Source organism: Lysobacter sp. A378, from assembly GCF_054052125.1.
In genome coordinates, this window is record NZ_JBSVRK010000002.1 from 464,842 (window position 1) to 488,628 (window position 23,787).

Genomic DNA, 23,787 nt, shown 5'->3' on the forward strand with positions numbered 1-23,787 from the left:
GTTCTCCGCTTACTGCTGCGAGGCCGGGGCATCGGCCGCCGGCGTGGCCGCATCAGCGGGGGTGGCGGCGTCGGGGTTGGTGACCTCGGGCGCGCCGGGCTCTGGCGTGCCGGACTCTGGTTGGGCAGTCGCCGGCTCGGCACCCTCGGGCGCAGCTTCGCCGGTGGCCTGTTCGGCCTGCTCACCGGCCTCGGTGGCATTCACCGGGGCATCGGGCTGCACTTTCTGCAGGCCGGCGATGATCACCTTGTCGCCGGCAGCCAGGCCGCTTTCGACCAGCCATTGGTTGCCGACGGTCTGGCTGACCGTGACCGGGCGCACCTCGACCTTGTTCTCGGCGTTGACCACCATCGCGGTGGCATGGCCCTTGGGGTCGCGGGTGATGCCCTGCTGGGGTACCAGGATTGCGTTCTGGCGGATCCCCTTTCCGATCACCGCCCGTACATACATGCCGGGAAGCAACAGGTGATCGGGGTTGTCTACCACCACGCGCAATGAGTAGCTGCCGGTGCCGGGATCGACGCTGACCTCGGAAAACGCCAGCTTGCCCTGCTGGTCGAACGGCGTGCCATCCTCCAGCAGGATCGTCACCGGCAGGTCGCGCGCGCCTTCCAGCGTGCCTGCGGCCAAGTCCTTGCGCAGTTGCAGCAGTTCGCTGGCCGATTGGGTCAGGTCGACGTAGATCGGGTCGAGTTGCTGGACGGTCGCCAGTGCTTCGGGCTGGTTGGCCGTCACCAGCGCGCCCTTGGTAACGGTGGACTTGCCAATGCGGCCGCTGATCGGCGAGTTGATCCGGGCATAACCCAGGGTCACCTCGGCACTTTGCACCGCGGCCTGGGCAGCGGCGACCTCGGCCTTGGCCTGGCTCAGCGCCGCCGTGGCGTTTTCATTGTCCTGCCTGCTGATGGCATCGATCTTGACCAGTTCGGCCGATCGTGCGGCGGTCAGCTTTGCCGATACCAGGGTTGCCTGCGCGCGTGCGAGCTGCGCCCGGGCACTGTTGGCGTTGGCTTCGTAAGAGGCATTGTCGAGCTGATACAGCGCCTGGCCCGCCTTTACCAGACCGCCCTCGGTGAACAGCCGCTTGTCGACGATGCCCGACACCTGGGGACGAACCTCGGCGATCTGGGAAGCGTTGGTCCTGCCCGGCAACTCCCGCGTCAGGGTCGCCGTTTCCGGCTTCATGGTGACCACGGTTACCGCGGCGGGCGGTGGCTGTTGCGACGCATCGTCTCCGCCACAGGCGGCCAGGGAAAAGGCGAGTGCTAACGGCAGGAGAACCAAGTGGCGTGGGGACCTGGACATGGGAGTAGGCTCAATGGGGAGAATAGAAAGAGGGCGGTCACGCCGCCCGAACCGCAGAAGAATGAACGGTCATTCTTTTTATGTCAATGGTGTGGTCGCGTGAAACTGAATGTGCGCTTGACGTTCCGTGAGCCATCACACACTTTCGATCGCCGATCTTGCGCCGTGGCAATATCCTGTGCGGTGGGTGCATCGTCAGGCGTCGCGGCAAGGCGACCCATTGGATGGCACCCGCAAGCCATCCCAATCGCGATGGCGTGCCCTTGCGTACACCGCGCGGAAGCATTGCAGCTGCTGGTTGAAGCGAATGTGAGTGCAAGGATGCTGTCCGCGAACGCTGCGCGCGCCGGCCCTGGCGGGATCGGTCCGCGCGGCGCTAATGGGCTGGCTTTCCCACGGTCTGTTGCGGCGGCTCGCGGCCGCTCGATGTGTCGACCCGGACCACCACCGACATGCCCGGGCGCAGGCGGCCGGCCATGGCCTGGTCGGGGTCGATGGCGATCCGCACTGGCAAGCGCTGGACGACCTTGGTGAAATTGCCGCTGGCGTTGTCGGGTGGCAACACACTGAACTCGGACCCGGTGGCCGGCGCGAACCGCTCGACCTTGCCGGTGAGCGACTCGCCTTCGAACGCATCGACGGAAAAACTGACCGGCTGGCCGATGCGCATCATCCAGGTCTGGCTCTCCTTGAAGTTGGCTACCACCCACAACGCGTCAGGCACCAGGAACAGCAGTTGCGAGCCTGCGGTGACGTACTGGCCCAGACGCACCGAGACCTGGCCAAGCTGGCCGTCGTTGGGGGCGCGCACGATCGTGTTGTCCAGGTCGATCCCGGCCAGGGCCAGTTGCGCCTCGGCAATGTCCACCTGCGCCTGCAACCCCTTGCGCGACACCTGGGTCGCCTTGACGGTCTCCTCGGCCACGGCGATCTGGGCCTTGGCCTTGAGCACATTGGCGGATGCCAGTTGCCCGGTAGCCATGCTCTGCTCGCTCTCGCGCGTCGATACCGCGCCGACGTGGGCCAGTTGGGCGGTACGGGTCTCGTCGGTCCGGGCGCGGCGCTCCTCGGCGGCCGCGGCCGCCAGGTCGGCGCGGCGAGCGCCGATGTTGGCGCGGTCCTGGGCCAGGGACTGCTCGGCATTGGCGAGTTGCGCATGGGCATTGTCCAGTTGGGCCTGCGCCTGCTCGACGCGTGCGCGGTAGACGCGGTCGTCGATCCGCACCAGCGGCTGGCCGGCCTCGACGTCCTGGAAGTCCTTCACCAGTACTTCGGACACGTAGCCGTTGACCTGCGGTGCCAGCACCGTGATCGGTCCGCGCACGTAGCCGTTGTCGGTGTTGACCATCGCGCTGGTGAACGGCCACAGGTTCCATGCCCACAGGATCAGGGCGATGCCGGCCACGGCCACGCCGGTCATGATCACCACCGTCCACAGGCCCGGCTTGATCGTCTTGGGTGGGGAGGGAGGTGGGGGCGCGGCAGCCTGACGCGCGGATGCGGTGTCGTCGCCTTCGCTGCTCGCATCGGTGGGCACGGGCGGGTTCACGGAAAGCTGGGGATCGCGGGAAGCGGAAGGCGGGTTGCTCATGGGAACTCAGGTGGCGGCAGCGCCTGCCGAAGCAGGCGCGGAAGGTGGAACGGGCGAGGCCTGGGGACGGAGGAACCCAGGCAGGACGTTGAGTACGAGAAAGCCGGCCAGGAACAGGATGGCGAGGATGCCGGTCAGCGCGAAAACATCGTTGTAGGCGCTCACGTTGGCCTCGCGCCGTGCGATCTGCGCCAGCAGCGCGACGCCCTGCGCATCGCGCCGCACCGGGTCGGTGATGGTCGCGGCGTAGATGTCCGATTGCAGTTGCAGCCGCTGGGCGACTATCGGGTTGCTGGGGTCGATATGCGATACCAACGCGGTGGAATAGGTGTGCTCGTGGTGTAGCTGGTAGGTCCCCAGCACTGCGTTGCCGGCGAATCCGCCCAGGACCTGGGTGACCGACAGCGCGACGGCGAAGGTCACGATGTGGTCGGCACCGTATTTCAATGCCTGGCTGACACCGGTCAGGATCAGCGGACCCATGAACAGGCCCACGCCGACCGAGGCCAGAAACTGGCTGGCGAAGAAGTCGTGCGGGCGGTCGAGGCTGGTGCGGTTGTGGTCGAGGAAGGCGGCAAGCGCGAACAGCACCATTGACAACAGCAGTTGCGGGGTCATGGTCTTGGGCCCGAAGGTCAATGCGCTGATGGCGATGCCGGCGATGGTGCCGCCCAGGATCACCAGGAACAGCGGCTGCATCTGGTCCGGCCCCATGCCCAGCGTGCGCAGCAGCCCGACCGCGCCGAAGGTCTGCTCGGCGGTCAGGAACCGGATCAGGAACGCGCCGATGATGAAGCGCAGCGCCGGGCCACTCATCAACCAGCGGGTCTGGATCAGCGGGTTGCGCCGGTTGTGCTCGACGTAGAAGGCGGTGGTCAGCAGCACGATCGCCGCCACCAGCAGGTAGGCCAGCCACGGCGTATCGAACCACCAGTGGGTGTAGCCCTGCGCCAGCACGGCGACGATCATCGCCATCGCCGGCGCGACCAGCGCGAAGGTCACGAAGTCCAGCCACTCGAACGCCTTGGTATGCGTGCCAGGCGGCAGCTTGAGCACCATCACCGCGGCAAATGCGCACAGGGCCAGTCCGGCCTCGAACAGGTGCAGGTTGTGCCATTCACCGAACTGGTGGAGCAGGCCCGGCGACAGGATCCAGGCCAGCGGCATCGCAAGCTGGAGAATGCCGACGCCGACCACCAGCATCTTGCCGGTGTACTCCCGGGGCAGGGCCTGAAGCATGTACAGGATGGCAAGTGTGCTGCAGGCCGCGCCGGCGAAACCGCTGGCGGCGCGCAGCAGCGCGGTGGTGTGGAAGTCCCCGACCGCCAGGTGCAACAGCGCCAGCAGCGCGTACGCCCCCAGCCCGATTTCGGCAAACAGGCGCATGCCGAATTGCTGGCGGAACTTGAACACCAGCAGGTTGGCGGTGATGTTGACCATCACATAGGCGGCCGGCAGCCAGGCGCCCTGCGACGGGGTCAGGCCCAACTGGCCCTGGATCATCGGCAGGTTGACCGTCACCAGTGCATTGCCCAGCCCGCCGCTGATCCCGACCAGTACGGCGATGCAGGCGTACGCCATGCGCACCCACGGCGGGTGCCAGGGCATCGATGGCGCACCGGGAATCGACGGCTTTTCGTGCTCTTCCCAGTCGGGGTTGGGCTTGAGGTAGGCGCTTGCCATCTAGCGTTCGACCGCACACCAGAACATGCTGGTCAATCCAGGCGTATCGACGCACGCAGGCGGGAGTTGAGACGATCCACCAGCCACAGCAGGCCGCCGCGCCAGAAGCCGTGGATCCGGGCCTGGTGGCTGCGGTAGAGCATGACGTGGCTGAGCTGTGCGAGGCGTCCGCGGATGGTGACGCCCTTGAACAGGCCGAACTTGCCCAGCGAGGCGAAGGCGTCGTACTCGCCCAGCGACACCAGGGCCCCCATGTCGCGGTAGCGGAAGTCCGGCACCGCATCGCCCTGCAATACCTTCGGCAAGGCACGGATCAGGTACTTGGCCTGCTGGTGTGCCACCTGGGCGGTGGGCGGCAACGAGAGCTCGGCCTCCACTGGGGTCAGGCTGGCGCAGTCGCCGATGGCGTAGATGCCGGGATCCCGCGTGGTCTGCAGGGTCGGCAGGACCACCAGTTGGTTGCTCCGGGTCGCTTCCAGGCCATCCAGATCGGCAAGGAAGTCCGGCGCCTTGACCCCGGCCGCCCACACTTTCAACGATGCCGTCATCTGACGGCCATCCCCGAGGACGAAGCCGTCCGCGTTCGCTGCGCTGACCTGGGTATCGGTCATGACCTTGACGCCCAGCGCTTCCAGCCGTGCGCGGGTGGCGGTGGAAATGTCCTGCGGAAACGCCGCCAGCAACCGTGGCCCGGCCTCGACGAGGGTGATCGAGATGCGCGAGGCCAGGCCCTGCACGCCATAGACGGTCGCGGTTTCGAACAGCTGCACCAGTTCGGCCGCCAGTTCCACCCCGGTGGCACCGCCGCCGACGATCGCGATCGAAAGCTCCGTCTCCTGCGTCAGGCCCTGCAGCATGCGGATGCGCACCTCCCGGTTGAAGGCGTCGGCCTGCCGGCGCGAGTCGATCCCAAAGCAGTGCTCCGCCACGCCGGGCGTGCCGAAATCGTTGGCTTGGCTGCCGATGGCGAGCACCAGAGCGTCATAGCCCAGCCGTCGCGCGGGTATCAGCAGACGGCCATCCGGTGCGCGCAGCTCCTCAAGGTGGACTTCGCGGGCTTTACGGTCCAGGCCGCACAACTCACCGGGCTGGTAGGCAAATCCCGCATCGCGCGCCTGGGCGATGTAGGTGGTCTGCTGCTGGGAAATATCCCGGGTACCGGCCGCGATGGTGTGCAACATCGGCTTCCAGACGTGCGCGGAGTCGCGGTCGACCAACGTGATGACCGGTCGTCCCGGTCGGTGGCGCCAACGGCGACCGAGCGAACTGGCGATTTCCAGGCCCGCCACGCCGCCGCCCACGATCACGATCCGTTGCTGTCTTTCCCTGCTCTCAACCACGGCAATCACCTGTCGGGTAACTGTGTGCGACGAGGCCAGCATCGAGGCAGACCAACGTCGTCTCAGCCTGCATGGTCTTCCAGGATGCGGTCGGCAGCCAGCCACGCCATCGCCATGGTGGGTGCCGTGGTGTTGCCGGCCGTGATGGTCGGGAACACCGATAGGTCCACCACCCGCAAGCCTTCCACGCCGCGCACCCGTAGCCGCGCATCGACCACATCGTCGTGGTTGGGGCCCATCGCGCAGGTGCCCACCGCGTGGTAGGCGGGGGAGCCCTGGGAGAACGCGGTTTCCAGCAGTTGTTCCGGAGTGTTTACGTTCGTGCCGGGCACGCGCTCGTCCGTTACCAGTTCGGCCAACGGGCTCTGCGCCGTCCATTCGCGGACCTTCGGGATGATCGACAGCGTGGCCTTGCGGTCGACTTCGGTGGTCAGGTAGTTGGGATCGAGCACCGGCGCGGCGTCGGGGTCGGTGCTGGTGATGTGGATCGAGCCCTCGCTGGTCGGCCGCAGCTGGTAGCCGACAGCCATCATGCCCGCCTCCTTGGCGAGGCTGACCTGGCCCTCCGTCAGGCCGGAGGCTGCGGTGGACTGCGGTGCGATCAGAACCATCACGTCCGGCCGATCCAGTTCCGGCGACGACTTGTAGTAGGCAACCACGTCATAGCCGCCCACCGCCAGCGGTCCACCGCGCTGCAGCAGGAACTTCGCCCCGGTGACGGCCTGCCGCAGCGGGCTGTTGAGCATGTGGTTGTAGCCCAGGCCGTCCTTGAGGTTCGCCTGCAGGTTGACGCCGCGGTGTTCGCGCAGGCGCTCGCCGACGTTGGGGCTCTCGACTCGCAGCGCTACGCCGGCCTTGGCCAGCACGCCGGGATCGCCGATCCCGGAGCGCTCGAGCAACAGCGGGCTTTCGAGCGTGCCGCAGGACACGATCACTTCCTTGCGGGCGCGGAATTCGACCGCCTTGCCATCGCTGAGCGCATGCACGCCGACCGCACGCTCACCTTCAAACAGCAGGCGGTCGGCCCTGGTTCTGGTGACGACCTTGAGGTTGGGCCGATGCTCGACGGGATGCAGGAAGCCGCGCGCGCCCGCCATCCGCAGCCCGCGTTTGACGTTGGAGGCCACGTAACCCACGCGTTCGTCGTCGCTGTCGTTGGGATCCTTGACCCGCTTCCAGCCGAGCTTCTCGCCCGCGGTGAGCATCACTTCACAGGTGGGCTCGGTCCTGGTGGCCACCTCGACGGTGATCGGCCCACCGGCGCCGCGCGTCTCCGAGGCACCCAACTGGTGGTCTTCCAGACGTTTGAACACCGGCAAGAAATCCTTCCAGCCCCAGCCCGGATTGCCGGCTGCCTCGATCTCGTCGTAATCCTGTGCCCAGCCGCGATTCCACACCAGGCCGTTGATCGCGGTGGAGCCGCCGATGACGACGCCCCGCGCCCACTGCTCGACCAGGCCGGTCGGACCCACCGGCTCGGTTGCATAGTGCCTGGCGACACTCTTGCTCTGCATCGTGAAGAAGAATCCCTTGGGGATCGGGATCATCGGGTGGCGATCCTGTCCACCCCATTCCAGCAGCAGCACTTTGTTGGCGGGATCTTCGGAAAGACGGTTCGCCAGTACGCAGCCGGCCGCGCCGGCGCCAATGATGATGTAGTCGTATTCCATGGCGATTGCCTCGTATCAGGGAGCCCGTACGCGATGACCGTCCGCGGCAGGGCACTGTGGAAAGTGGCGCCGCGACCATTGCAGGTCGCAGCGCCTGCCGATGGCCTTATTCAGCAGCCGGCAGCACGACCGACTTGATGTTGGTCAGCGTCAGATAGCCCTCGCGGCTGCCCACGTAGCCCCAGCCGGACTGCTTCATGCCGCCGTAGGGCGCGATCAGCACCGGGAAGGCGCCACCGATACCGAACGAGCCTGAGCGGACCCGGTAGGCGACGTCATAGGCGAGCTTCTCGTCATTGGTGTGCACCGTGCCGTACAGGCCGAACTTCGAATCGTTGGCAATGCGTACGGCATCGTCGATGTCGCCGTAGGGGATTACGCAGTAGACCGGCCCGAACACTTCTTCCTGGGCGATTTCCATGTCGTTGCTGACGTTCACCAGCAGGGTCGGCTCGATGTAGAAACCGCGGTCGAAGCCTTCCGGGCGCTTGCCGCCGGTGGCGATCTTCGCGCCCTGGGCGACGGCGCGCTCGACGAAGCCTTCCGAGCGTGCCCGCACGCGTTCGCTGACCATCGGCCCGAACTCGGTGGCCGGATCCAGCGGCGGGCCGATCCGCATTGCGGCCAACGCCTTTGACAGCTTCTCGACCAGTTCGTCATGGCGCTTGCGCGAGACCAGGATGCGGCTGGTGGTGACGCAGACCTGGCCCATGTAGGCGGTCATGCTGGCAACCAGCTTGGGCACGATCTCGTCCATGTCGACGTCGTCGGCCACGATCGCCGCCGACTTGCCGCCGAGCTCCAGCGTCACCCGCGCCATGCGCTGTGCGCAGACCGCGCCGACTTCGGCGCCAACTTCGTTGCCGCCGGTGAAATGCACCGCATCGATATCGTGATGGGCAACCAGGTATTTACTGACCTCCGCACCGGCCGTGATGATCGTCAGCACGCCTTCGGGGAAGCCTGCTTGCGCCGCTGCCTCGGCCATGAAGTGACCGATCATGCGGTTTTCCGCCGGCAGCTTGACCACCACGGGATTGCCGGTCAGAAGCGCCGGGAACACGCTCATGCCCAGTTCGGCCAGCGGCCCGTTGTAGGTGAGGATCGCCAGCACCGGGCCCAGCGGCTCATGCCTGACTTCAACCCGGCCGGCGCGGGTTTCGCGGATTTCACTCAGCGGAATCTCGGTGGCCAGCGCCAGCACGTCGTCGATGCCGAACATCGACATGCCGTACATCGCCTTGACCGTGCTGATCGGCATACCGCCCTCGATCGCCCAGGCCTTTTCGAATCCTTCCATCGCCGCCAGCCCGTCGCGGAAGCGGGTGGTGGCTTCCAGGCGCTGTTCAACCGTCATCTGCGGCCAATCGCCCTGGTCGAACGCAGCCCGGGCACGCTCCACGGCGTAGCCGGCATCTTCGAGCGATGCGTCGGGAAGTTCGCAGATGACGTCCTGGGTATCGGGTGAAATCACCTTGATCAGCGACAGCGTGCCTCGCGGCTTCTGCCACTTGCTGGCGATGAACACTTCGCGGTCGTGGGGTACCTTTACTTGCTCGTTCACTGTGATTGCCTCTTGGGTAGGGGGCGGCGAATGCTTTCAATCCAGCCCTTCGCCTGCGACGGTGAGACCCGGTCGGATCACGACATCAGGAATCAATCCGTGCGAATATGTTTACCGATCAATTATTGACATGTCAATTATAAATGGACGATAAAGCGAACTGGGGCGAGACCCTGACGTGGATCCTGATGCCCGTCGGGCGCCTGTGGTGCCGCGCGGTCGGGAAGGCGTTCGAAAGCCTCGGGGTCTCACTGTCGGCGGGAGCACCGATCCTGGCAGTGGCGGAACTGGGCAACGGAGTGCGGCAGAACGTCGTCGCTGAGGAGATCGGTGTGGACAATGCCGCGCTGGTGCGGTCGGTAGACAAGCTCGAAGCGGCCGGCCTGCTCGAACGGCGGGCCGATCCGCTCGACCGCCGGGCCAGGACGTTGCATCTGACCGAGGCGGGCGATGTGCTTGCCGTCAGGTTGACCGAGGCGCTGGACACCTTCCGCGCCCAGGTGCTGGCCGAGGTGAGCGATGCGGACGGCGAGGCGGCCGTTCGCGTTCTGCGCGGGATCGAGCAGGCATCGCTCAGGAGCCTCGGCGAAGCCGGTCAGCGCGAGGGCTGATCTGGACCCTTTGTTAACAGTCTGGTGGAAGCTTCGCCTGCGCTCCCCTTAGCCCGCGAACCGGGAATGGGGGGGCTGGCGGGAATTTCCCGATGACTTGATGAGCTCGACAAAAGCCCCGGAATACCTATACTTCAATAATTGAAGTCACTAGGCGTCGGCAACGTGAAAGCAAAATCCTTCGCAGGAATGCGGTGCTCCGTCGCGGGTGCACTCGAGCTGATCGGGGATCGCTGGACGCTGCTGCTGATCCGTGACCTGTCGCTCGGGCTCCGTCGCCATGACGAGCTGCGCGAGAGCACGGGCATTCCCACCGCCACGCTGGCGGCGCGCCTCAAGCATCTGACGCAGCACGGCATCGTCGAACAGTCGCGCTATCAGGAGCGGCCACCCCGGGTTGAATACCGGCTGACGGCCAAAGGCCGCGACCTGTGGAAGGTCAGCGTTGCCTTGCGCGAATGGGGCGACCGCTGGGATGCGAACGGCTTTGGCGCGCCGACCGTGGAGACGATCGATCGCGAAACCGGGCGACCGCTGCGCCTGGCGCTAGTCGATCCCGAGACCGGCACGGCGGTTCCCCGCGACCGCGTCCAGCTTCGCCCCGGCCCCGGGGCCGACGACCGCGTTCGCCATCTTCTAAACAACCTCGCCACAGGAGCAGTCCAATGACCCGATCGATCGAACTCTTCTACGATTTCCGCAGCCCGTACAGCTACCTTGCCTTCACGCAGCTACATGAGATGGGCGTCGACATCGCGCTCAGGCCGATGATGGTGCTGAAGCTGATGGAGGAGGTCGGCAACGTGCCGACCACGCTCACCTGCGCGGCCAAGGGGCGCTACGCCCGCGACGATCTGGCGCGCTGGGCGCAGCGCTACGGCATCGCACTGAATCCATCCGACATGCGCGCGAACGATGGCGATGCCTGTTCGCGCGCCGTGCTGGCGGCGGCATCGCCGGCGGAGGCAATCGAGATAACGCTGGCGCTGTACCGCGCGTGCTGGAGCGAGGGCAGGACACTCGCCGCGAAGGACGACATCCTCGCCGTCATCGCCGCGGTCGGGATCGACGCCGACGCGATCGCCAAGCGGATCGACGCGCCCGAAACGATCGCGCAACTGGACGCCAACACCCATGAAGCCGCCGAACGCGGCGTGTTCGGCTCGCCGACCATGTTCGTCGGCGACGCGATGTTCTTCGGCAACGACCGTCTCGATTTCGTGCGCGAACATCTCGCGCACCTGGAGCAAGCAGCATGACCGATAAGACCACCAAACCACTCGCCCTCGTTACCGGGGTCGGCCCCGGCACCGGCGCTGCCCTGGTGCGGCGCTTCGCCGAGGGTGGCTACCGCGTGGCGATGCTGGCGCGCAATGCCGATCGCCTGGCTGCGCTGGAAGCGGAGATACCCGACACGATCGCGGTGCCGTGCGACGTGACGGACCGGGCCGCGCTTGAGCAGGCGATCGCCGATGTCGGAATGCCGAAAGTGGTCGTCCACAACGCAGTGGGCGGTGCGTTCGGCACGTTCATGGAGATCGAGGCGGAGACGCTGCAGAAGAACTTCGACATCAACACGATGGCGCTGTTCAACCTGGCCCGGCTGACCGCCCCGGCGATGGTGGCGGCCGGCGAGGGCGCGCTGATCGTGACCGGCAATACCTCCGCCCAGCGCGGCAGGGCGGGCTTTGCCGGGTTCGCGCCGACCAAGGCGGCGCAGCGGATCCTGGCCGAATCACTGGCCCGCGACCTGGGGCCGAAGGGCGTACACGTCGCCTATCTCATCATCGATGCCGTAATCGACGTGCCGTGGCAGCGCGAGCGGCTGCCCGATACGGCGGACGATTTCTTCATCTCTCCCGCCTCGATCGCGGGCGAGGTCTTTCACCTGGCACATCAGCCGCGCGACGCGTGGTCGTTCCTCGCCGAAGTCCGGCCCTTCCACGAGCCGTGGTGAGCGCCGTGGATACGTGGGGAGACGGCGCGCTCAACGGCCTCGAGCAGCTTCGCGCCCTGATGGTGGCCGGAGCCAACCAGCCGCCGATGGGCGAAACGCTCGGCTTCACCTTGGTCGAGGTCGATCGCGGCCATGCCGTGTTCGAAGGCGCGCCTGATCGGACCGTCTACAACCCGCTCGGCTCGGTGCACGGCGGCTATGCGGCGACACTGCTCGACAGTGCCTGCGGCATTACCGTCCACAGCCAGCTCGACGCCGGGCGCGGGCACACCACGCTCGAACTGAAGGTGTCGTATCTGCGTCCGCTGACCGACAACAGCGGGACGGTGCGCGCCGTCGGCCGCGTTGTCTCGATGGGACGGCGCGTCGCTTTTGCCGAGGCGACGCTGCATGACGGCGACGGCCGCTTGTGTGCGACGGCCACGTCGACGCTGCTGGTATTCGACCTCGCACAACCCGAATAAGGCGGCAGAAATGAACAAGACGATGAGTGGACTGGAACTACGATCGCTGGCGACGTCCGATGGACAGCTTCGGCTGAGCCTGGAGACGGTCGTGCTGGATGAGCCCGGCCCGGATGAGCTGGTGGTGCGGGTCGAAGCCACACCCATCAATCCATCCGACCTTGGGCTCCTGTTCGGCCCTGCCGATGTATCGACCGTCCGGGCCGAAGGCACGCCGGAGCGACCGGTGCTGGTCGCCGACATTCCGCAGCAGCGCCTGGCGGCCATTCGCAGCCGGCTGGATCAGTCGTTGGCGGTCGGCAACGAAGGCGCGGGCACCGTCGTCAAGGCGGGCCGCGATGTGCAGCACTTCCTTGGCAAAAAGGTCGGGATGCTGGGCGGTGGGATGTACACGCAGCTGCGCAAACTGCGTGCGCGGGACTGCATCCTGTTGCCCGATGACGTGGACGTCTCGGACGGAGCGTCGATGTTCGTCAATCCGCTGACGTCGCTTGGTTTCACCGAGACGATGAAGGCCGAGGGGCACAGCGCCATCGTGCAGACCGCCGCCGCTTCGAACCTGGGCCAGATGCTCAACAGGATCTGCCTTGCGGATGGGATCGGGCTGGTCAATATCGTGCGCAGCGACGCGCAGGCGACGATTCTGCGCGAGATCGGCGCACGCCACATCGTCGACAGCACGTCGCCCGACTTCCAGGCCGAGCTGACGGAAGCGATCGCTGAAACGGGCGCCACCATCGGCTTCGACGCCATTGGTGGCGGCACGCTGGCCGGCCAGATCCTCCAGGCGATGGAAGCCGTCGCCAGTCGCGGCGTCACCACCTACAACCGCTACGGCTCGGACGCGTTCAAGCAGGTCTATATCTACGGCGCCCTGGACACGGGGCCGACCGTGATCGATCGGACGTTCGGTTTTGCCTGGAACGTCGGCGGATGGCTGCTTTTCCCGTTCCTGCAGAAGGCGGGCCAGGAGGTCGTGACGCGGATGCGTCAACGCGTCGTGGATGAGCTGACAACGACTTTCGCCAGTCATTACACAAAAACCATCAGCCTCACCGATGCGCTCCAGCCAGACATCCTGGCCGCGTACGAGCGCAAGTCGACCGGCGAGAAGTATCTGATCAACCCGTCCTTGTAGAAAGGGCTGTTCTGCCCGCTTTCATGACCGAAAGCGGACAGCCTGGAGCCGCGAACGCGGTCAAGGTCTGAGGCGCTGGCTGCTGGGGAAACCTCTGACTCTGACGCCGGTTTCCGTCATGTGCCCGTCCGCTGCGGGCCGCCGTCGAGCCAGGCCGGCTCCTCGGCATACATCTCGCCGATCAAGCGCTTCACTAGATCGATGTCGCTCGAGTGGTCGTTGGCGCGGTAGCTGATGATGATCGGCGAGGTGGCGTGATCGTCTGCCAGGTCGCGATAACACAGGTCGGTGCGCAGGATCCGCACCGAGCTGGGGATGATGCAGGCGCCCATGTCGGCCGCGACCAGCCCCAGTGCGGTCTGCAGCTCGCGGACTTCCTGGGTCTCTTTGGGCCGCAGGCCCTGGTCGGCGAACAACGAGAGCACCTGGTCGGCGAAGCTGGGGCGGGGTTCCTTGGGGTAGACGATCAGGGTTTCGCCGGTGATCGCGTTCAGCGGCAGCGGGCCGGTGCCGCCTGCCAGCGGGCTGGTCGGGGGCAGGGCGACCACCAGCCGCTCTTCGCGCATCACGACGCGCTCGACCGCCGGGTCGATCGCCCGGACGCGGCCGAAGCCGATGTCGATCCGTCCGGTCTTCAATGCCTCGATCTGGTCCATCGACATCATTTCCAGCAACTGGATATCCAGCTCGGGGCGCTGTTGGCGGAGCCGGCGCACCAGCAGCGGCATCCCGCTGTACAGCGTGGACGCGACGAAGCCGATCGCGAGCACGCTGCGCTCGTTCTTGCCCGTCCGCTGGGTCGCGGTCTTCATCTGTTCCACCCGGGCCAGGATCTGCAGTGCCTGCTCGCGGAATACCCGCCCCGCGTCGGTCAATCGCAAGGGCCGGCTGTTGCGCAGCAGCAGTTGCACGCCCAGTTCGTCCTCCAACTGCCGGATCTGGCGGCTGAGCGGTGGCTGGGCGATATGCAACTGCTCGGCCGCCCGGGTGAAGTTGCGCGTTTGGGCGACCGCGACAAAATAACGTAGCTGCCGGAGCTCCATTCATCTTTACCTTCGACTTTGGTATAAGGGCGGATGCTGCAGTGCAATAAACAGCGTGTCCGGGTGTGATGCCGTCCAATCATACCTTTTGGGTATGAGACAAGACCGCAACAGTCTTGGACTTGGCACGCGGGAGGGCCGAAGAATCGGGGCATGCCACATATCCCCCACTTCCGCCAGACCCAGGTTCGCGTCGAACGCGTCGAGACCCTGCTGCTGGACATTCCGACCATCCGGCCGCACCGGATGTCGGTCGCCACCATGCATGCACAGACCCTGATGCTGGTCCGGATCCACGCCAGCGACGGCAGCGTCGGCATCGGCGAGGGCACCACCATCGGTGGCATGTCGTACGGGCCGGAAAGCCCGGAAAGCATGAAGCTCGCCATCGACACCTATATCGCGCCACTGCTGAAGGACGCCGACCTCTCCAAGGTGCGTCTGCTGATGGCGAAGATCGGCAAGCACGTGAAGGGCAACCATTTCGCCAAGTGCGCCGTCGAGACCGCGCTGCTGGATGCCCACACCCGGCGGCTGGGCATACCGCTGTCGGAACTGTTCGGTGGCCGCGTGCGCGATCGCCTGCCGGTGGCCTGGACGCTCGCTTCGGGCGATACCGCGCTCGACATCGTCGAGGCCGAGCAGATGTTGGCCCTTCGCCGCCATGACGTGTTCAAGCTGAAGATCGGCATGCGTGCGGTGGCCGACGACGTCGCCCACGTCGCCGCGATCAAGCGTGCGGTTGGCGACCGCGCCAGCGTCCGGGTCGACGTCAACATGGCCTGGAGCGAGACGGCCGCCGCGCGTGGATTGCCGGCGCTGGCCGATGTCGGCTGCGATCTGGTCGAGCAACCGACGGCGACTGCCGCTTCGCTGGCGCGGCTGGCCCGGCGCTTCCCGATTCCGCTGATGGCCGACGAGTCGGTCGGCACCCCGAACAGCGCCTACGAGCTGGCGCGTGCCGGCGCGGCCGATGTGTTCGCGATCAAGACCGAGCAGGCCGGCGGCCTGTTCGCCGCGCAGCAGATTGGCGCGATTGCCGACGCCGCCGGCATCGAGCTGTATGGCGGCACGATGCTGGAAGGCGCGGTCGGCACCGCTGCCGCGGCCCATGTCTTCAGCACCTTCCCGAACCTGCAGTGGGGCACCGAGCTGTTCGGACCGTTGCTGCTGACCGAGGAGATCCTCACCCAGCCGTTGGATTACAGCGACTTCCAGCTCACCGTTCCGGCCGGCCCGGGCCTGGGCATCGACCTCGACGAGGAGCGGGTGCAGTTTTTCCGCCGCGACGCGGTACGCCGCACGCTCAGCGTCCCGGGCGCTGTCGCGCCTGCTTCCTCCACACAATCCCAAGGAGCCTGACCATGCTTTTTCATGTCCGCATGGATGTGCGCATCCCGCGCGACCTTCCCGCCGACACCGTCGCCACGCTCAAGGCCGACGAGAAGGCGCTGTCGCAGCAACTCCAGCAAAGCGGCAAATGGCGCCACATCTGGCGCGTCGTCGGCCAGTACTCGAACGTCAGCATCTTCGACGTCGACAGCAACGCCGAACTGCACGAGCTGCTGATGGCGCTGCCGCTGTACCCCTACATGCAGATCGAGGTGATGCCGTTGTGCCGTCACCCGTCCGCGATCCACGCCGACGACCGCTGAGTCGCCCACCGCATCACCCACATGACCCACCCGCCACGACCCCACCCGACACGACTCAAGACGAACCCAAAGAGGGCAACACCATGACGGTCAAACTCATCGACACCGCCGAGCTGCGCGATTTCCTCGAGACCTGCAGCGGCCTGAAGTCGGCTGAAGGCAAAGCGCCCCAGGGCAACCTGCGCACCCAGCAGATCCTGCACCGTGTGCTGGGCGACCTGTTCCGCACCATCGAAGATTTCGACGTCACCCCGGACGAGTTCTGGACTGCGGTGAACTACATCAACGAGCTCGGCGCCGCCGGTGAAGCCGGCCTGGCCGCTGCCGGATTCGGCTTCGAGAAGTACCTCGACCTGCGCATGGACGCGGCCGATGCCGCCGCCGGCATCGCCGGGGTGACCCCGCGCACCATCGAGGGCCCGCTGTACGTGGCCGGCGCGCCGGTGAGTGAAGGCAAGGCCCGCCTGGACACCGACCCGGATCCCGATGGCCAGTTGCTGGTCATGCACGGCCAGGTGCGCGACGCGGGCGGCAAGGCGCTGCCGGGCGCCACCGTCGAGGTCTGGCACTGCAACACCAAGGGCATGTACTCGTTCTTCGACTCGACCCAGAGCGCGTTCAACCTGCGCCGCACGATCCGCACCGACGCCGACGGCAACTACGAGTTCCGCAGCGTCGTTCCGGCTGGTTACGGTTGCCCGCCCGGTGGCCCGACCCAGAGCCTGCTCGACGCGGTCGGCCGCCACGGCCAGCGCCCGGCGCACATCCACTTCTTCATCAATGCCGATGGCTGCCGTCACCTGACCACGCAGATCAACATCGACGGCGACGAGTACCTGCACGACGACTTCGCCTTCGCCACCCGCGACGACCTGGTGCCGGCCATCAAGCAGGTGGATGACGCCGACGCGATCACGGCGCGGGGCCTGGAAGGTCCGTTCGCCGAGATCGAGTTCGACTTCGTGCTCGTGCCCCAGATCGGGTCCGTGCCCGACAGCGTGGTCGAGCGCAAGCGCGCCGCCGCCTGATCTTTCAAGCCAGCCCTTGACGCCCCGGCGGATATCGCCGGGGTCCTGTCCAGTCCGGTACCCGCGAGTGGTTTCGCGTGGCGCCGCACACGCCACGCACGTCACTACGTGCAGGAGCTCGCCATGTCCGCCGTCATCGAGAATTCCCCCCGTGTTTCCCGGCTGATCGACGCCGCTTTGGTCGAAGACGCCGACAGTGGCGTGTATCGCGCCCGCCGCGACATTTTCACCGACGAGGCCCTGTTCGATTTGGAGATGCGCCACATCTTCGAGGGCAACTGGGTGTATCTGGCCCATGAAAGCCAGATCCCGGAGAACAACGACTACTTCAGCACCAGCATTGGTCGCCAGCCAGTGATGATCACCCGCGACAAGCAGGGCGAGCTGCACGCGTTGATCAACGCCTGTGCGCACCGCGGCGCGATGTTGTGCCGTCGCAACCGTGGCAACAAGGGCAGCTTTACCTGTCCGTTCCACGGCTGGACCTTCAGCAACAGCGGCAAGCTGCTCAAGGCCAAGGACGCCAAGACCGGCGCCTATCCGCCGGGCTTCAACACCGACGGCTCGCACGATCTGAAGAAGGTGGCGAAGTTCGCCTCCTACCGCGGTTTCCTGTTTGGCAGCCTCAACGCCGACGTGCTGCCGCTGGAGGAGCACTTGGGCGAAACCAAGGTGATCATCGACCAGATCGTGGATCAGGCACTCGAGGGGCTGGAGGTGCTGCGCGGCAGTTCCAGCTACACCTACGACGGCAACTGGAAGCTGCAGATCGAGAACGGCGCCGACGGTTACCACGTCAGTTCGGTGCACTGGAACTACGCGGCCACGATGGGCCGGCGCAATTACGAGGAAGGCGGCACCCAGGCCGTGGACGCCAACAGCTGGTCCAAGGCGGTCGGCGGTGTGTACGGCTTCGAGCACGGCCATATGCTGCTGTGGACGCAACTGCTCAATCCGGAAGTACGGCCGGTGTATGCGCATCGCGAGGCGCTGGCCGGGAAGCTGGGGCAGGACAAGGCCGACTTCATCGTCAACCAGACCCGCAACCTGTGCGTGTACCCGAACGTCTACCTGATGGATCAGTTTTCGACCCAGATCCGGGTGGTGCGCCCGATCACGGTCGACAGGACCGAGGTCACCATCTACTGCTTCGCGCCCAAGGGCGAGAGCGCGGAGATGCGCGCACTGCGCATCCGCCAGTACGAGGATTTCTTCAACGTCAGCGGCATGGGCACGCCCGACGACCTGGAAGAGTTCCGCGCCTGCCAGCAGGGCTATCAGGGCATTGCCGCGCCATGGAACGACCTCAGCCGCGGCGCCGACGGCCACTGGATCGACGGTGCCGACGACAACGCCAAGGCGATGGGTTTGAACCCGCTGATCAGCGGCACCCATCCCGAAGATGAGGGCCTTTACCTGAAGCAGCACGGCTACTGGTCGCAGGTGATGGCGCGCGCGCTGGCTGCGGAGCAGGGCGATGCGGAGGTGCCGGCATGAGCCTGACGCATGAGCAGACCGCCGCCTTCCTGTACCGCGAGGCGCGCCTGCTGGACGACCGTGACTTCGACGCCTGGCTGCAGTGCTATTCGCCCAAGGTGGAGTTCTGGATGCCGGCCTGGGACGACGACGACACCCTGGTCGAGAACCCGCAGACCGATATCTCGCTGATCTACTACCCCAACCGCGACGGGCTGGAAGACCGCGTGTTCCGGATCAAGACCGAGCGTTCCAGCGCGAGCCTGCCGGAGACGCGCACCAGCCACAACCTGAGCAATATCGAAGTGCTGTCGCGCGAAGGCGACCGCATCGAGCTGCGCTTCAACTGGCACACGCTCAGCCACCGCTACAAGACCACCGACAGCTATTTCGGCACCTCGTTCTACACCTTGGATACCAGCGGACTGGACACCAGCGGTGGCGAGCCGGTGATCGTGCGCAAGAAAGTGGTGCTGAAGAACGATTACATCCACCAGCTGATCGATGTCTATCACATCTGACCGGCTCGCCTGCCGCATCTGCGAGGTAACCCCATGAGTCATCGCATCGCCCTGAGTTTCGAGGACGGCGTCACCCGTTTCATCGATTGCCGCGCCAACGAGACCGTGCTGGATGCCGCCTACCGCCAGCGGATCAACCTGCCGATGGACTGCTCCGACGGCGTCTGCGGCACCTGCAAGTGCCGCGCGGAGCAGGGTCGCTACGACCTGGGCGACGACTACATCGAGGACGCGCTGACCGAGGACGAGGCCGCCGAAGGGCTGGTGCTGACCTGCCAGATGGTGCCGTCCTCGGACTGCGTCATTTCCGTGCCGCTGCCGTCGACCGCGTGCAAGACCGGCACGGCGACCTTCGAGGCAACACTGGTGGCGATCACCCAGCATCAGGACGCGGCGCTGGAAGTGGCGTTCGAGATCGCCGAAGGCGCCGAGGCGCCGGTGTTCCTGCCCGGCCAGTACGTCAATATCGCCGTGCCGGGAAGCGAACAGACCCGTTCGTACTCCTTCAGTTCGGCCCCCGGCGCGCGCCGCCTGTCGTTCCTGGTCAAGCAGGTGCCGGGTGGCCTGATGACCGGCTACCTGACCGAGGCAGCCATCGGCCAGACCCTGTCATTGACCGGCCCGCTGGGTAGCTTCTACCTGCGCGAGGTCAAGCGGCCGCTGCTGCTGCTCGCCGGTGGCACCGGGCTGGCGCCGTTCCTGTCGATGCTCGAAGTATTGGCGGGGCAGGACAGCACCCAGCCGGTGCAGCTGCTCTACGCGGTCACCCGCGACGAAGATCTGGTGCTGGTGGAACAGCTGCAGGCCTATGCGCAGCGCCTGCCCGGCTTCGCGTTCGCCACCATCGTCGCGGACGAGGCGTCCACGCATGCACGCAAGGGCTTCGTCACCCACCACCTGCCCGCCGACGCGCTGCATGGCGGCGAGGTCGACGTGTACCTGTGCGGGCCGCCGCCGATGGTCGATGCGGTGCGCCGCCACCTCGGCGAACTGGGCGTCACTCCGGCGAGCTTCCACTACGAGAAATTCACTCCGAGCACGGCCGGCCTGAAGGAGGCCGCGTGATGGCACGCGCCGACCGCTTCACCGACAAGTCGGTGGTGGTCACCGGCGCGGCCCAGGGCATCGGCCGTGAAGTGGCGCTGGACATCGCCCGCGAAGGCGGCCGCCTGGTGCTGGCCGACCGGGCTGACTTCCTCGACGAGGTGGTGGCCGAGGCGCGTGCGCTGGGCGCCGACTGCGATGGCATCCACGCCGACCTGGAAACCTGGGCCGGCGCGCAGGCGGTGATGGATCTGGCGATCGCCCGCTACGGCCGCATCGACGTGCTGGTCAACAACGTCGGCGGCACCATCTGGGCACGCCCGTTCGAGCACTACGGTGAAGAGCAGATCGAGGCGGAGATCCGCCGCTCGCTGTTTCCGACGTTGTGGTGCTGCCGCGCCGCGCTGCCGCAGATGCTGGAGCAGGGCGCCGGTGCCATCGTCAACGTGTCCTCCATCGCCACCCGCAGCATCCATCGCGTGCCGTATGCCGCGGCCAAGGGCGGCGTCAATGCGCTCACCGCCTCGCTGGCGTTCGAGTGCGGCACCCGCGGCGTGCGCGTCAACGCAGTCGCGCCCGGCGGTACCGAAGCGCCGCTACGCAAGGTGCCCCGCAACACAGAATCGCCCACCGCGCAGGAAGCACGGTGGTATCAGGCCATCGTCGAACAGACCACCGGCAGCACGCTGATGAAGCGCTACGGCACGCTGGCCGAGCAGGCCGCGGCGATCCTTTTCCTCGCTTCCGACGAGGCCTCCTACATCACCGGAACCGTGCTGCCCGTTGGCGGCGGCGACCAGGGCTGAGCGCAAGCCGGCCCCCACACAGCGACATGAAGGTTATCCATGGCTGATATCTGTTCACTGCAAGAAGCCGTTTCCGGCCTGATCCACGATGGCGACACCGTGGCGATGGAGGGCTTTACCCACCTGATTCCGCACGCGGCCGGTCACGAAGTCATCCGCCAGGGCAAGCGCGGCTTGGCGCTGGTACGCATGACCCCGGACCTGATCTACGACCAGTTGATCGGCGCCGGCTGCGCGACGTCGCTGCGCTTTTCCTGGGGCGGCAATCCCGGCGTCGGCTCGCTGCACCGCCTGCGCGACGCGGTGGAGAAGGGCTGGCCGCACAAGCTCGCCATCCGCGAGCACAGCCATGCCGACATGGCCAACGCCTACGTCGCCGGCGCGTCCGGGCTGCCGTTCGCGGTGTTGCGCGGCTACATCGGCTCGGACCTGCCGAAGGTCAACGACAACATCCGCTTCATCGAATGCCCGTATACGGGCGAGACGCTGGCCACCACGCCGGCCGTGCGGCCCGATGTCACCGTGATCCACGCCCAGCAGGCCGACCGCCAGGGCAACGTGCTGCTGTGGGGCATCCTCGGCGTGCAGAAGGAGGCCGCGCTGGCGGCGAAGAAGGTGATCGTCACCGTCGAGGAGATCGTCGACAAGCTGGACGCTCCGGCCAACGCCTGCATCCTGCCGCGCTGGGTGGTGAGCGCCGTGTGCCACGTGCCGCGCGGGGCCACCCCGTCCTACGCGCATGGCTATTACGAGCGCGACAATCGCTTCTACCTGGCTTGGGATCCGATCGCCCGCAGCCGCGAGGCGTTCACCGCCTGGATCCAGCGCCACATCCTGGACACCGAAGACTTCGAGGGCTTCCAGCGCGTCCATGCCGAAAGCCAGCAGGAGGCGAGCGTATGAGCACCTACACCACCAATGAAATGATGACTGTCGCCGCCGCCCGCCGGCTGCGCGATGGCGCGGTCTGCTTCGTCGGTATCGGCCTGCCGTCCACCGCCGCCAACCTGGCGCGGCTGACGCATGCGCCGGACGCCACCCTGATCTACGAATCCGGCCCGATCGGTGCCAAGCCGACCGTCCTGCCGCTGTCCATCGGCGACGGCGAGCTGGCCGAAACCGCCGACACCGTGGTCTCGACTCCGGAAATCTTCCGTTACTGGCTGCAGGGCGGACGGGTGGACGTCGGCTTTCTCGGCGCGGCGCAGATCGACCGGTTCGCCAACCTCAATACCACCGTGATTGGCCCCTACGACGCCCCGAAGACACGACTGCCGGGTGCCGGTGGCGCGCCGGAAATCGCCGGCTCGGCCAAGGAAGTGTTCATCATCATCCGCCAGTCGAAGCGCGCCTTCGTCGACAAACTCGACTTCGTCACCAGCGTCGGCCACATGGACGGCGGTGATGCGCGCCAGCGCGCCGGCCTGCCGGGCAAGGGCCCGCAAGTCGTGGTCACCGACCTGTGCGTGATGGAGCCGGATCCGGTGACGCGCGAGCTGACCGTGGTCTCGATCCATCCCGGCGTCAGTCGCGGGCAGATCGTCGAAGCCACCGGCTGGCCAATCAAGTTTGCCGACAACGTGAGCGAAACCGTGCCGCCCGAAGCCTCGGTGTTGGCGACGCTGCGCGCGCTGCAGGCCCGCACCGATGCCGCCCACGGCAAGCAACAAGGAGGAGAGTGATGGCTGACGTATTCATCGTCGACGGCATCCGTACGCCGATCGGCCGCTACGGCGGCGCGCTCGCGGGCATCCGTGCCGACGACCTCGGCGCGGTGCCTTTGAAGGCGCTGCTGGCGCGCAACCCGGGGCTGGACCCCACGCGGATCGACGACGTCTTCCTCGGCTGCGCCAACCAGGCCGGCGAGGACAACCGCAACGTTGCGCGCATGAGCCTGCTGTTGGCCGGGCTGCCGACCGACGTGCCGGGCGTGACCCTCAACCGCCTGTGCGGCTCCGGTCTGGACGCGGTGGGCAGCGCGGCGCGCGGCATCCGTGCCGGCGAATTGGAAATCGCTATCGCCGGCGGTGTCGAATCGATGTCGCGCGCGCCGCTCGTGATGGGCAAGGCGGCCTCGCCGTTCGCCCGCAATCAAGTCCTCGAAGACACCACGATGGGCTGGCGCTTCGTCAATCCGGCGCTGGAGGCGCTGTATGGCGTCGAGTCGATGGGCCAGACCGCCGAAAACGTGGCCGCGCAGTACGGCATCTCGCGCGAGGACCAGGACGCGTTCGCGCTGCGCAGCCAGCAGCGGTACGCCGCGGCGAAGGCGGCCGGCTTCTACGACGGCGAGCTGGTGCCGGTGACGGTGCCCGGTCGCAAGCGCGGCGAGACCCTGCAGGTCGATGAGGACGAGCATCCGCGCGCCGATACCAGTGCCGAGGTGCTGGCCAAACTGAAGACGATCTTCGCCGCCCCCGGCACGGTCACCGCCGGCAATGCTTCGGGTATCAACGACGGTGCCGCGGCGCTGCTGCTGGCCTCGGCCGCGGCGGCGCAGCGCCATGGCCTGACCCCGCGCGCCCGGGTGCTGGGCATGGCCACTGCCGGCGTGCTGCCCGGCGTGATGGGCACCGGCCCGGTGCCGGCCACGCAAAAATTGCTGGCACGCCTCGGCCTCACCATCCACGACTTCGACGCGATCGAACTCAACGAAGCATTCGCCGCGCAGGGGCTGGCGTGCCTGCGTCAGTTCGGGCTCGCCGACGATGCCGCCCACGTCAACGCCAACGGCGGTGCGATCGCGCTCGGCCATCCGCTGGGCATGAGCGGTGCGCGTCTGGCGCTGACCTTGCTGCGTCAACTGGAAGCCAGCGGCGGCAAGCGTGGTCTGGCGACGATGTGCATCGGCGTCGGGCAGGGCATCGCCTTGGCCATTGAGCGGGTGTGAG

General features: G+C 66.6%; 23 protein-coding genes. 16 read left to right on the top strand and 7 right to left on the bottom strand.

The annotated features are described in order from the left end of the window. Window positions 1-9: 9 nt before the first annotated feature. The 6 genes from ACW7G1_RS08115 to ACW7G1_RS08140 all read right to left on the bottom strand — a co-directional run bounded on the left by ACW7G1_RS08115 (window position 10) and on the right by ACW7G1_RS08140 (window position 9,153). Complete coding sequence (locus tag ACW7G1_RS08115; RefSeq protein WP_456979250.1) at window positions 10-1,305, bottom strand: efflux RND transporter periplasmic adaptor subunit; 1,296 nt, start codon at window positions 1,303-1,305, stop codon at window positions 10-12. Window positions 1,306-1,681: 376 nt separating this feature from the next. Continuing rightward, window positions 1,682-2,896 carry an HlyD family secretion protein gene (locus tag ACW7G1_RS08120; protein ID WP_456979251.1) on the bottom strand — a complete coding sequence of 405 codons (1,215 nt, stop codon included), beginning with the start codon at window positions 2,894-2,896 and terminating at the stop codon, window positions 1,682-1,684. 6 nt (window positions 2,897-2,902) lie between these two features. Next, window positions 2,903-4,579, bottom strand: coding sequence for an MFS transporter (locus ACW7G1_RS08125; protein ID WP_456979252.1), 1,677 nt, complete (start codon window positions 4,577-4,579; stop codon window positions 2,903-2,905). 32 nt (window positions 4,580-4,611) lie between these two features. Continuing rightward, window positions 4,612-5,919: an NAD(P)/FAD-dependent oxidoreductase gene (locus tag ACW7G1_RS08130; RefSeq protein WP_456979253.1), complete on the bottom strand. Its 1,308-nt coding sequence runs from the start codon at window positions 5,917-5,919 to the stop codon at window positions 4,612-4,614. Window positions 5,920-5,981: 62 nt separating this feature from the next. Continuing rightward, window positions 5,982-7,589 (bottom strand): GMC family oxidoreductase, encoded by a 1,608-nt coding sequence (locus ACW7G1_RS08135; protein ID WP_456979254.1) that lies wholly within the window; start codon window positions 7,587-7,589, stop codon window positions 5,982-5,984. A gap of 106 nt (window positions 7,590-7,695) precedes the next feature. Continuing rightward, window positions 7,696-9,153 carry an aldehyde dehydrogenase family protein gene (locus ACW7G1_RS08140; RefSeq protein WP_456979255.1) on the bottom strand — a complete coding sequence of 486 codons (1,458 nt, stop codon included), beginning with the start codon at window positions 9,151-9,153 and terminating at the stop codon, window positions 7,696-7,698. A 143-nt stretch (window positions 9,154-9,296) separates the two neighbouring features. Between ACW7G1_RS08140 and ACW7G1_RS08145 the strand changes: the two genes are divergently transcribed. The 6 genes from ACW7G1_RS08145 to ACW7G1_RS08170 all read left to right on the top strand — a co-directional run bounded on the left by ACW7G1_RS08145 (window position 9,297) and on the right by ACW7G1_RS08170 (window position 13,323). Further along, window positions 9,297-9,764: a MarR family winged helix-turn-helix transcriptional regulator gene (locus ACW7G1_RS08145; protein ID WP_456979256.1), complete on the top strand. Its 468-nt coding sequence runs from the start codon at window positions 9,297-9,299 to the stop codon at window positions 9,762-9,764. A gap of 165 nt (window positions 9,765-9,929) precedes the next feature. Further along, complete coding sequence (locus ACW7G1_RS08150) at window positions 9,930-10,433, top strand: winged helix-turn-helix transcriptional regulator (protein ID WP_456979257.1); 504 nt, start codon at window positions 9,930-9,932, stop codon at window positions 10,431-10,433. Next, window positions 10,430-11,023, top strand: coding sequence for a DsbA family protein (locus ACW7G1_RS08155; RefSeq protein WP_456979258.1), 594 nt, complete (start codon window positions 10,430-10,432; stop codon window positions 11,021-11,023). The genes ACW7G1_RS08150 and ACW7G1_RS08155 overlap by 4 nt, the downstream gene beginning before the upstream one ends. Then, complete coding sequence (locus ACW7G1_RS08160) at window positions 11,020-11,721, top strand: SDR family NAD(P)-dependent oxidoreductase (protein WP_456979259.1); 702 nt, start codon at window positions 11,020-11,022, stop codon at window positions 11,719-11,721. Before ACW7G1_RS08155 ends, ACW7G1_RS08160 begins: the two co-directional genes overlap by 4 nt. Further along, window positions 11,718-12,185 carry a PaaI family thioesterase gene (locus tag ACW7G1_RS08165; RefSeq protein ID WP_456979260.1) on the top strand — a complete coding sequence of 156 codons (468 nt, stop codon included), beginning with the start codon at window positions 11,718-11,720 and terminating at the stop codon, window positions 12,183-12,185. The genes ACW7G1_RS08160 and ACW7G1_RS08165 overlap by 4 nt, the downstream gene beginning before the upstream one ends. Before the next feature lie 226 nt (window positions 12,186-12,411). Further along, on the top strand, window positions 12,412-13,323 hold the full coding sequence (locus ACW7G1_RS08170) for a hypothetical protein (protein ID WP_456979261.1): 912 nt from the start codon (window positions 12,412-12,414) through the stop codon (window positions 13,321-13,323). 116 nt (window positions 13,324-13,439) lie between these two features. On the opposite strand, the gene ACW7G1_RS08175 is transcribed toward ACW7G1_RS08170, so the two are convergent. After that, complete coding sequence (locus tag ACW7G1_RS08175) at window positions 13,440-14,366, bottom strand: LysR family transcriptional regulator (RefSeq protein WP_456979262.1); 927 nt, start codon at window positions 14,364-14,366, stop codon at window positions 13,440-13,442. A 153-nt stretch (window positions 14,367-14,519) separates the two neighbouring features. On the opposite strand from ACW7G1_RS08175, the gene ACW7G1_RS08180 reads away from it, so the two are divergent. From ACW7G1_RS08180 to pcaF, 10 genes are all read left to right on the top strand, one after another. Continuing rightward, window positions 14,520-15,728: a muconate/chloromuconate family cycloisomerase gene (locus ACW7G1_RS08180; protein ID WP_456979263.1), complete on the top strand. Its 1,209-nt coding sequence runs from the start codon at window positions 14,520-14,522 to the stop codon at window positions 15,726-15,728. Window positions 15,729-15,730: 2 nt separating this feature from the next. Further along, window positions 15,731-16,021: a muconolactone Delta-isomerase gene (gene catC, locus ACW7G1_RS08185; RefSeq protein ID WP_456979264.1), complete on the top strand. Its 291-nt coding sequence runs from the start codon at window positions 15,731-15,733 to the stop codon at window positions 16,019-16,021. 83 nt (window positions 16,022-16,104) lie between these two features. Next, window positions 16,105-17,049, top strand: a complete 945-nt coding sequence (catA, locus tag ACW7G1_RS08190; protein WP_456979265.1) for a catechol 1,2-dioxygenase — start codon at window positions 16,105-16,107, stop codon at window positions 17,047-17,049. 123 nt (window positions 17,050-17,172) lie between these two features. Beyond that, complete coding sequence (locus ACW7G1_RS08195; protein ID WP_456979266.1) at window positions 17,173-18,546, top strand: Rieske 2Fe-2S domain-containing protein; 1,374 nt, start codon at window positions 17,173-17,175, stop codon at window positions 18,544-18,546. Continuing rightward, window positions 18,543-19,046 carry a benzoate 1,2-dioxygenase small subunit gene (gene benB / locus ACW7G1_RS08200; protein WP_456979267.1) on the top strand — a complete coding sequence of 168 codons (504 nt, stop codon included), beginning with the start codon at window positions 18,543-18,545 and terminating at the stop codon, window positions 19,044-19,046. Before ACW7G1_RS08195 ends, benB begins: the two co-directional genes overlap by 4 nt. A gap of 33 nt (window positions 19,047-19,079) precedes the next feature. Next, window positions 19,080-20,111, top strand: coding sequence for a benzoate 1,2-dioxygenase electron transfer component BenC (gene benC, locus ACW7G1_RS08205; RefSeq protein ID WP_456979268.1), 1,032 nt, complete (start codon window positions 19,080-19,082; stop codon window positions 20,109-20,111). Continuing rightward, a complete protein-coding gene (locus tag ACW7G1_RS08210) occupies window positions 20,111-20,896 on the top strand; it encodes a 1,6-dihydroxycyclohexa-2,4-diene-1-carboxylate dehydrogenase (RefSeq protein ID WP_456979269.1) in 786 nt (261 codons plus the stop codon). The genes benC and ACW7G1_RS08210 overlap by 1 nt, the downstream gene beginning before the upstream one ends. Window positions 20,897-20,935: 39 nt before the next feature. After that, window positions 20,936-21,799, top strand: a complete 864-nt coding sequence (locus ACW7G1_RS08215) for a CoA transferase subunit A (RefSeq protein WP_456979270.1) — start codon at window positions 20,936-20,938, stop codon at window positions 21,797-21,799. Further along, window positions 21,796-22,578 (top strand): CoA-transferase subunit beta, encoded by a 783-nt coding sequence (locus tag ACW7G1_RS08220; RefSeq protein ID WP_456979271.1) that lies wholly within the window; start codon window positions 21,796-21,798, stop codon window positions 22,576-22,578. The genes ACW7G1_RS08215 and ACW7G1_RS08220 overlap by 4 nt, the downstream gene beginning before the upstream one ends. Further along, complete coding sequence (pcaF, locus tag ACW7G1_RS08225) at window positions 22,578-23,786, top strand: 3-oxoadipyl-CoA thiolase (protein WP_456979272.1); 1,209 nt, start codon at window positions 22,578-22,580, stop codon at window positions 23,784-23,786. The genes ACW7G1_RS08220 and pcaF overlap by 1 nt, the downstream gene beginning before the upstream one ends. Window position 23,787: the final 1 nt, after the last annotated feature.

Coding starts and splice junctions, on each gene's coding strand:
- ACW7G1_RS08175 (WP_456979262.1), bottom strand. CDS start 14,366: ATGGAGCTCCGGCAGCTACGTTATTTTGTCGCGGTCGCCCAAACGCGC.
- benC (WP_456979268.1), top strand. CDS start 19,080: ATGAGTCATCGCATCGCCCTGAGTTTCGAGGACGGCGTCACCCGTTTC.
- ACW7G1_RS08220 (WP_456979271.1), top strand. CDS start 21,796: ATGAGCACCTACACCACCAATGAAATGATGACTGTCGCCGCCGCCCGC.
- catC (WP_456979264.1), top strand. CDS start 15,731: ATGCTTTTTCATGTCCGCATGGATGTGCGCATCCCGCGCGACCTTCCC.
- ACW7G1_RS08160 (WP_456979259.1), top strand. CDS start 11,020: ATGACCGATAAGACCACCAAACCACTCGCCCTCGTTACCGGGGTCGGC.
- ACW7G1_RS08210 (WP_456979269.1), top strand. CDS start 20,111: ATGGCACGCGCCGACCGCTTCACCGACAAGTCGGTGGTGGTCACCGGC.
- catA (WP_456979265.1), top strand. CDS start 16,105: ATGACGGTCAAACTCATCGACACCGCCGAGCTGCGCGATTTCCTCGAG.
- ACW7G1_RS08195 (WP_456979266.1), top strand. CDS start 17,173: ATGTCCGCCGTCATCGAGAATTCCCCCCGTGTTTCCCGGCTGATCGAC.
- ACW7G1_RS08145 (WP_456979256.1), top strand. CDS start 9,297: ATGGACGATAAAGCGAACTGGGGCGAGACCCTGACGTGGATCCTGATG.
- ACW7G1_RS08155 (WP_456979258.1), top strand. CDS start 10,430: ATGACCCGATCGATCGAACTCTTCTACGATTTCCGCAGCCCGTACAGC.
- benB (WP_456979267.1), top strand. CDS start 18,543: ATGAGCCTGACGCATGAGCAGACCGCCGCCTTCCTGTACCGCGAGGCG.
- ACW7G1_RS08180 (WP_456979263.1), top strand. CDS start 14,520: ATGCCACATATCCCCCACTTCCGCCAGACCCAGGTTCGCGTCGAACGC.
- pcaF (WP_456979272.1), top strand. CDS start 22,578: ATGGCTGACGTATTCATCGTCGACGGCATCCGTACGCCGATCGGCCGC.
- ACW7G1_RS08215 (WP_456979270.1), top strand. CDS start 20,936: ATGGCTGATATCTGTTCACTGCAAGAAGCCGTTTCCGGCCTGATCCAC.
- ACW7G1_RS08125 (WP_456979252.1), bottom strand. CDS start 4,579: ATGGCAAGCGCCTACCTCAAGCCCAACCCCGACTGGGAAGAGCACGAA.
- ACW7G1_RS08135 (WP_456979254.1), bottom strand. CDS start 7,589: ATGGAATACGACTACATCATCATTGGCGCCGGCGCGGCCGGCTGCGTA.
- ACW7G1_RS08115 (WP_456979250.1), bottom strand. CDS start 1,305: ATGTCCAGGTCCCCACGCCACTTGGTTCTCCTGCCGTTAGCACTCGCC.
- ACW7G1_RS08120 (WP_456979251.1), bottom strand. CDS start 2,896: ATGAGCAACCCGCCTTCCGCTTCCCGCGATCCCCAGCTTTCCGTGAAC.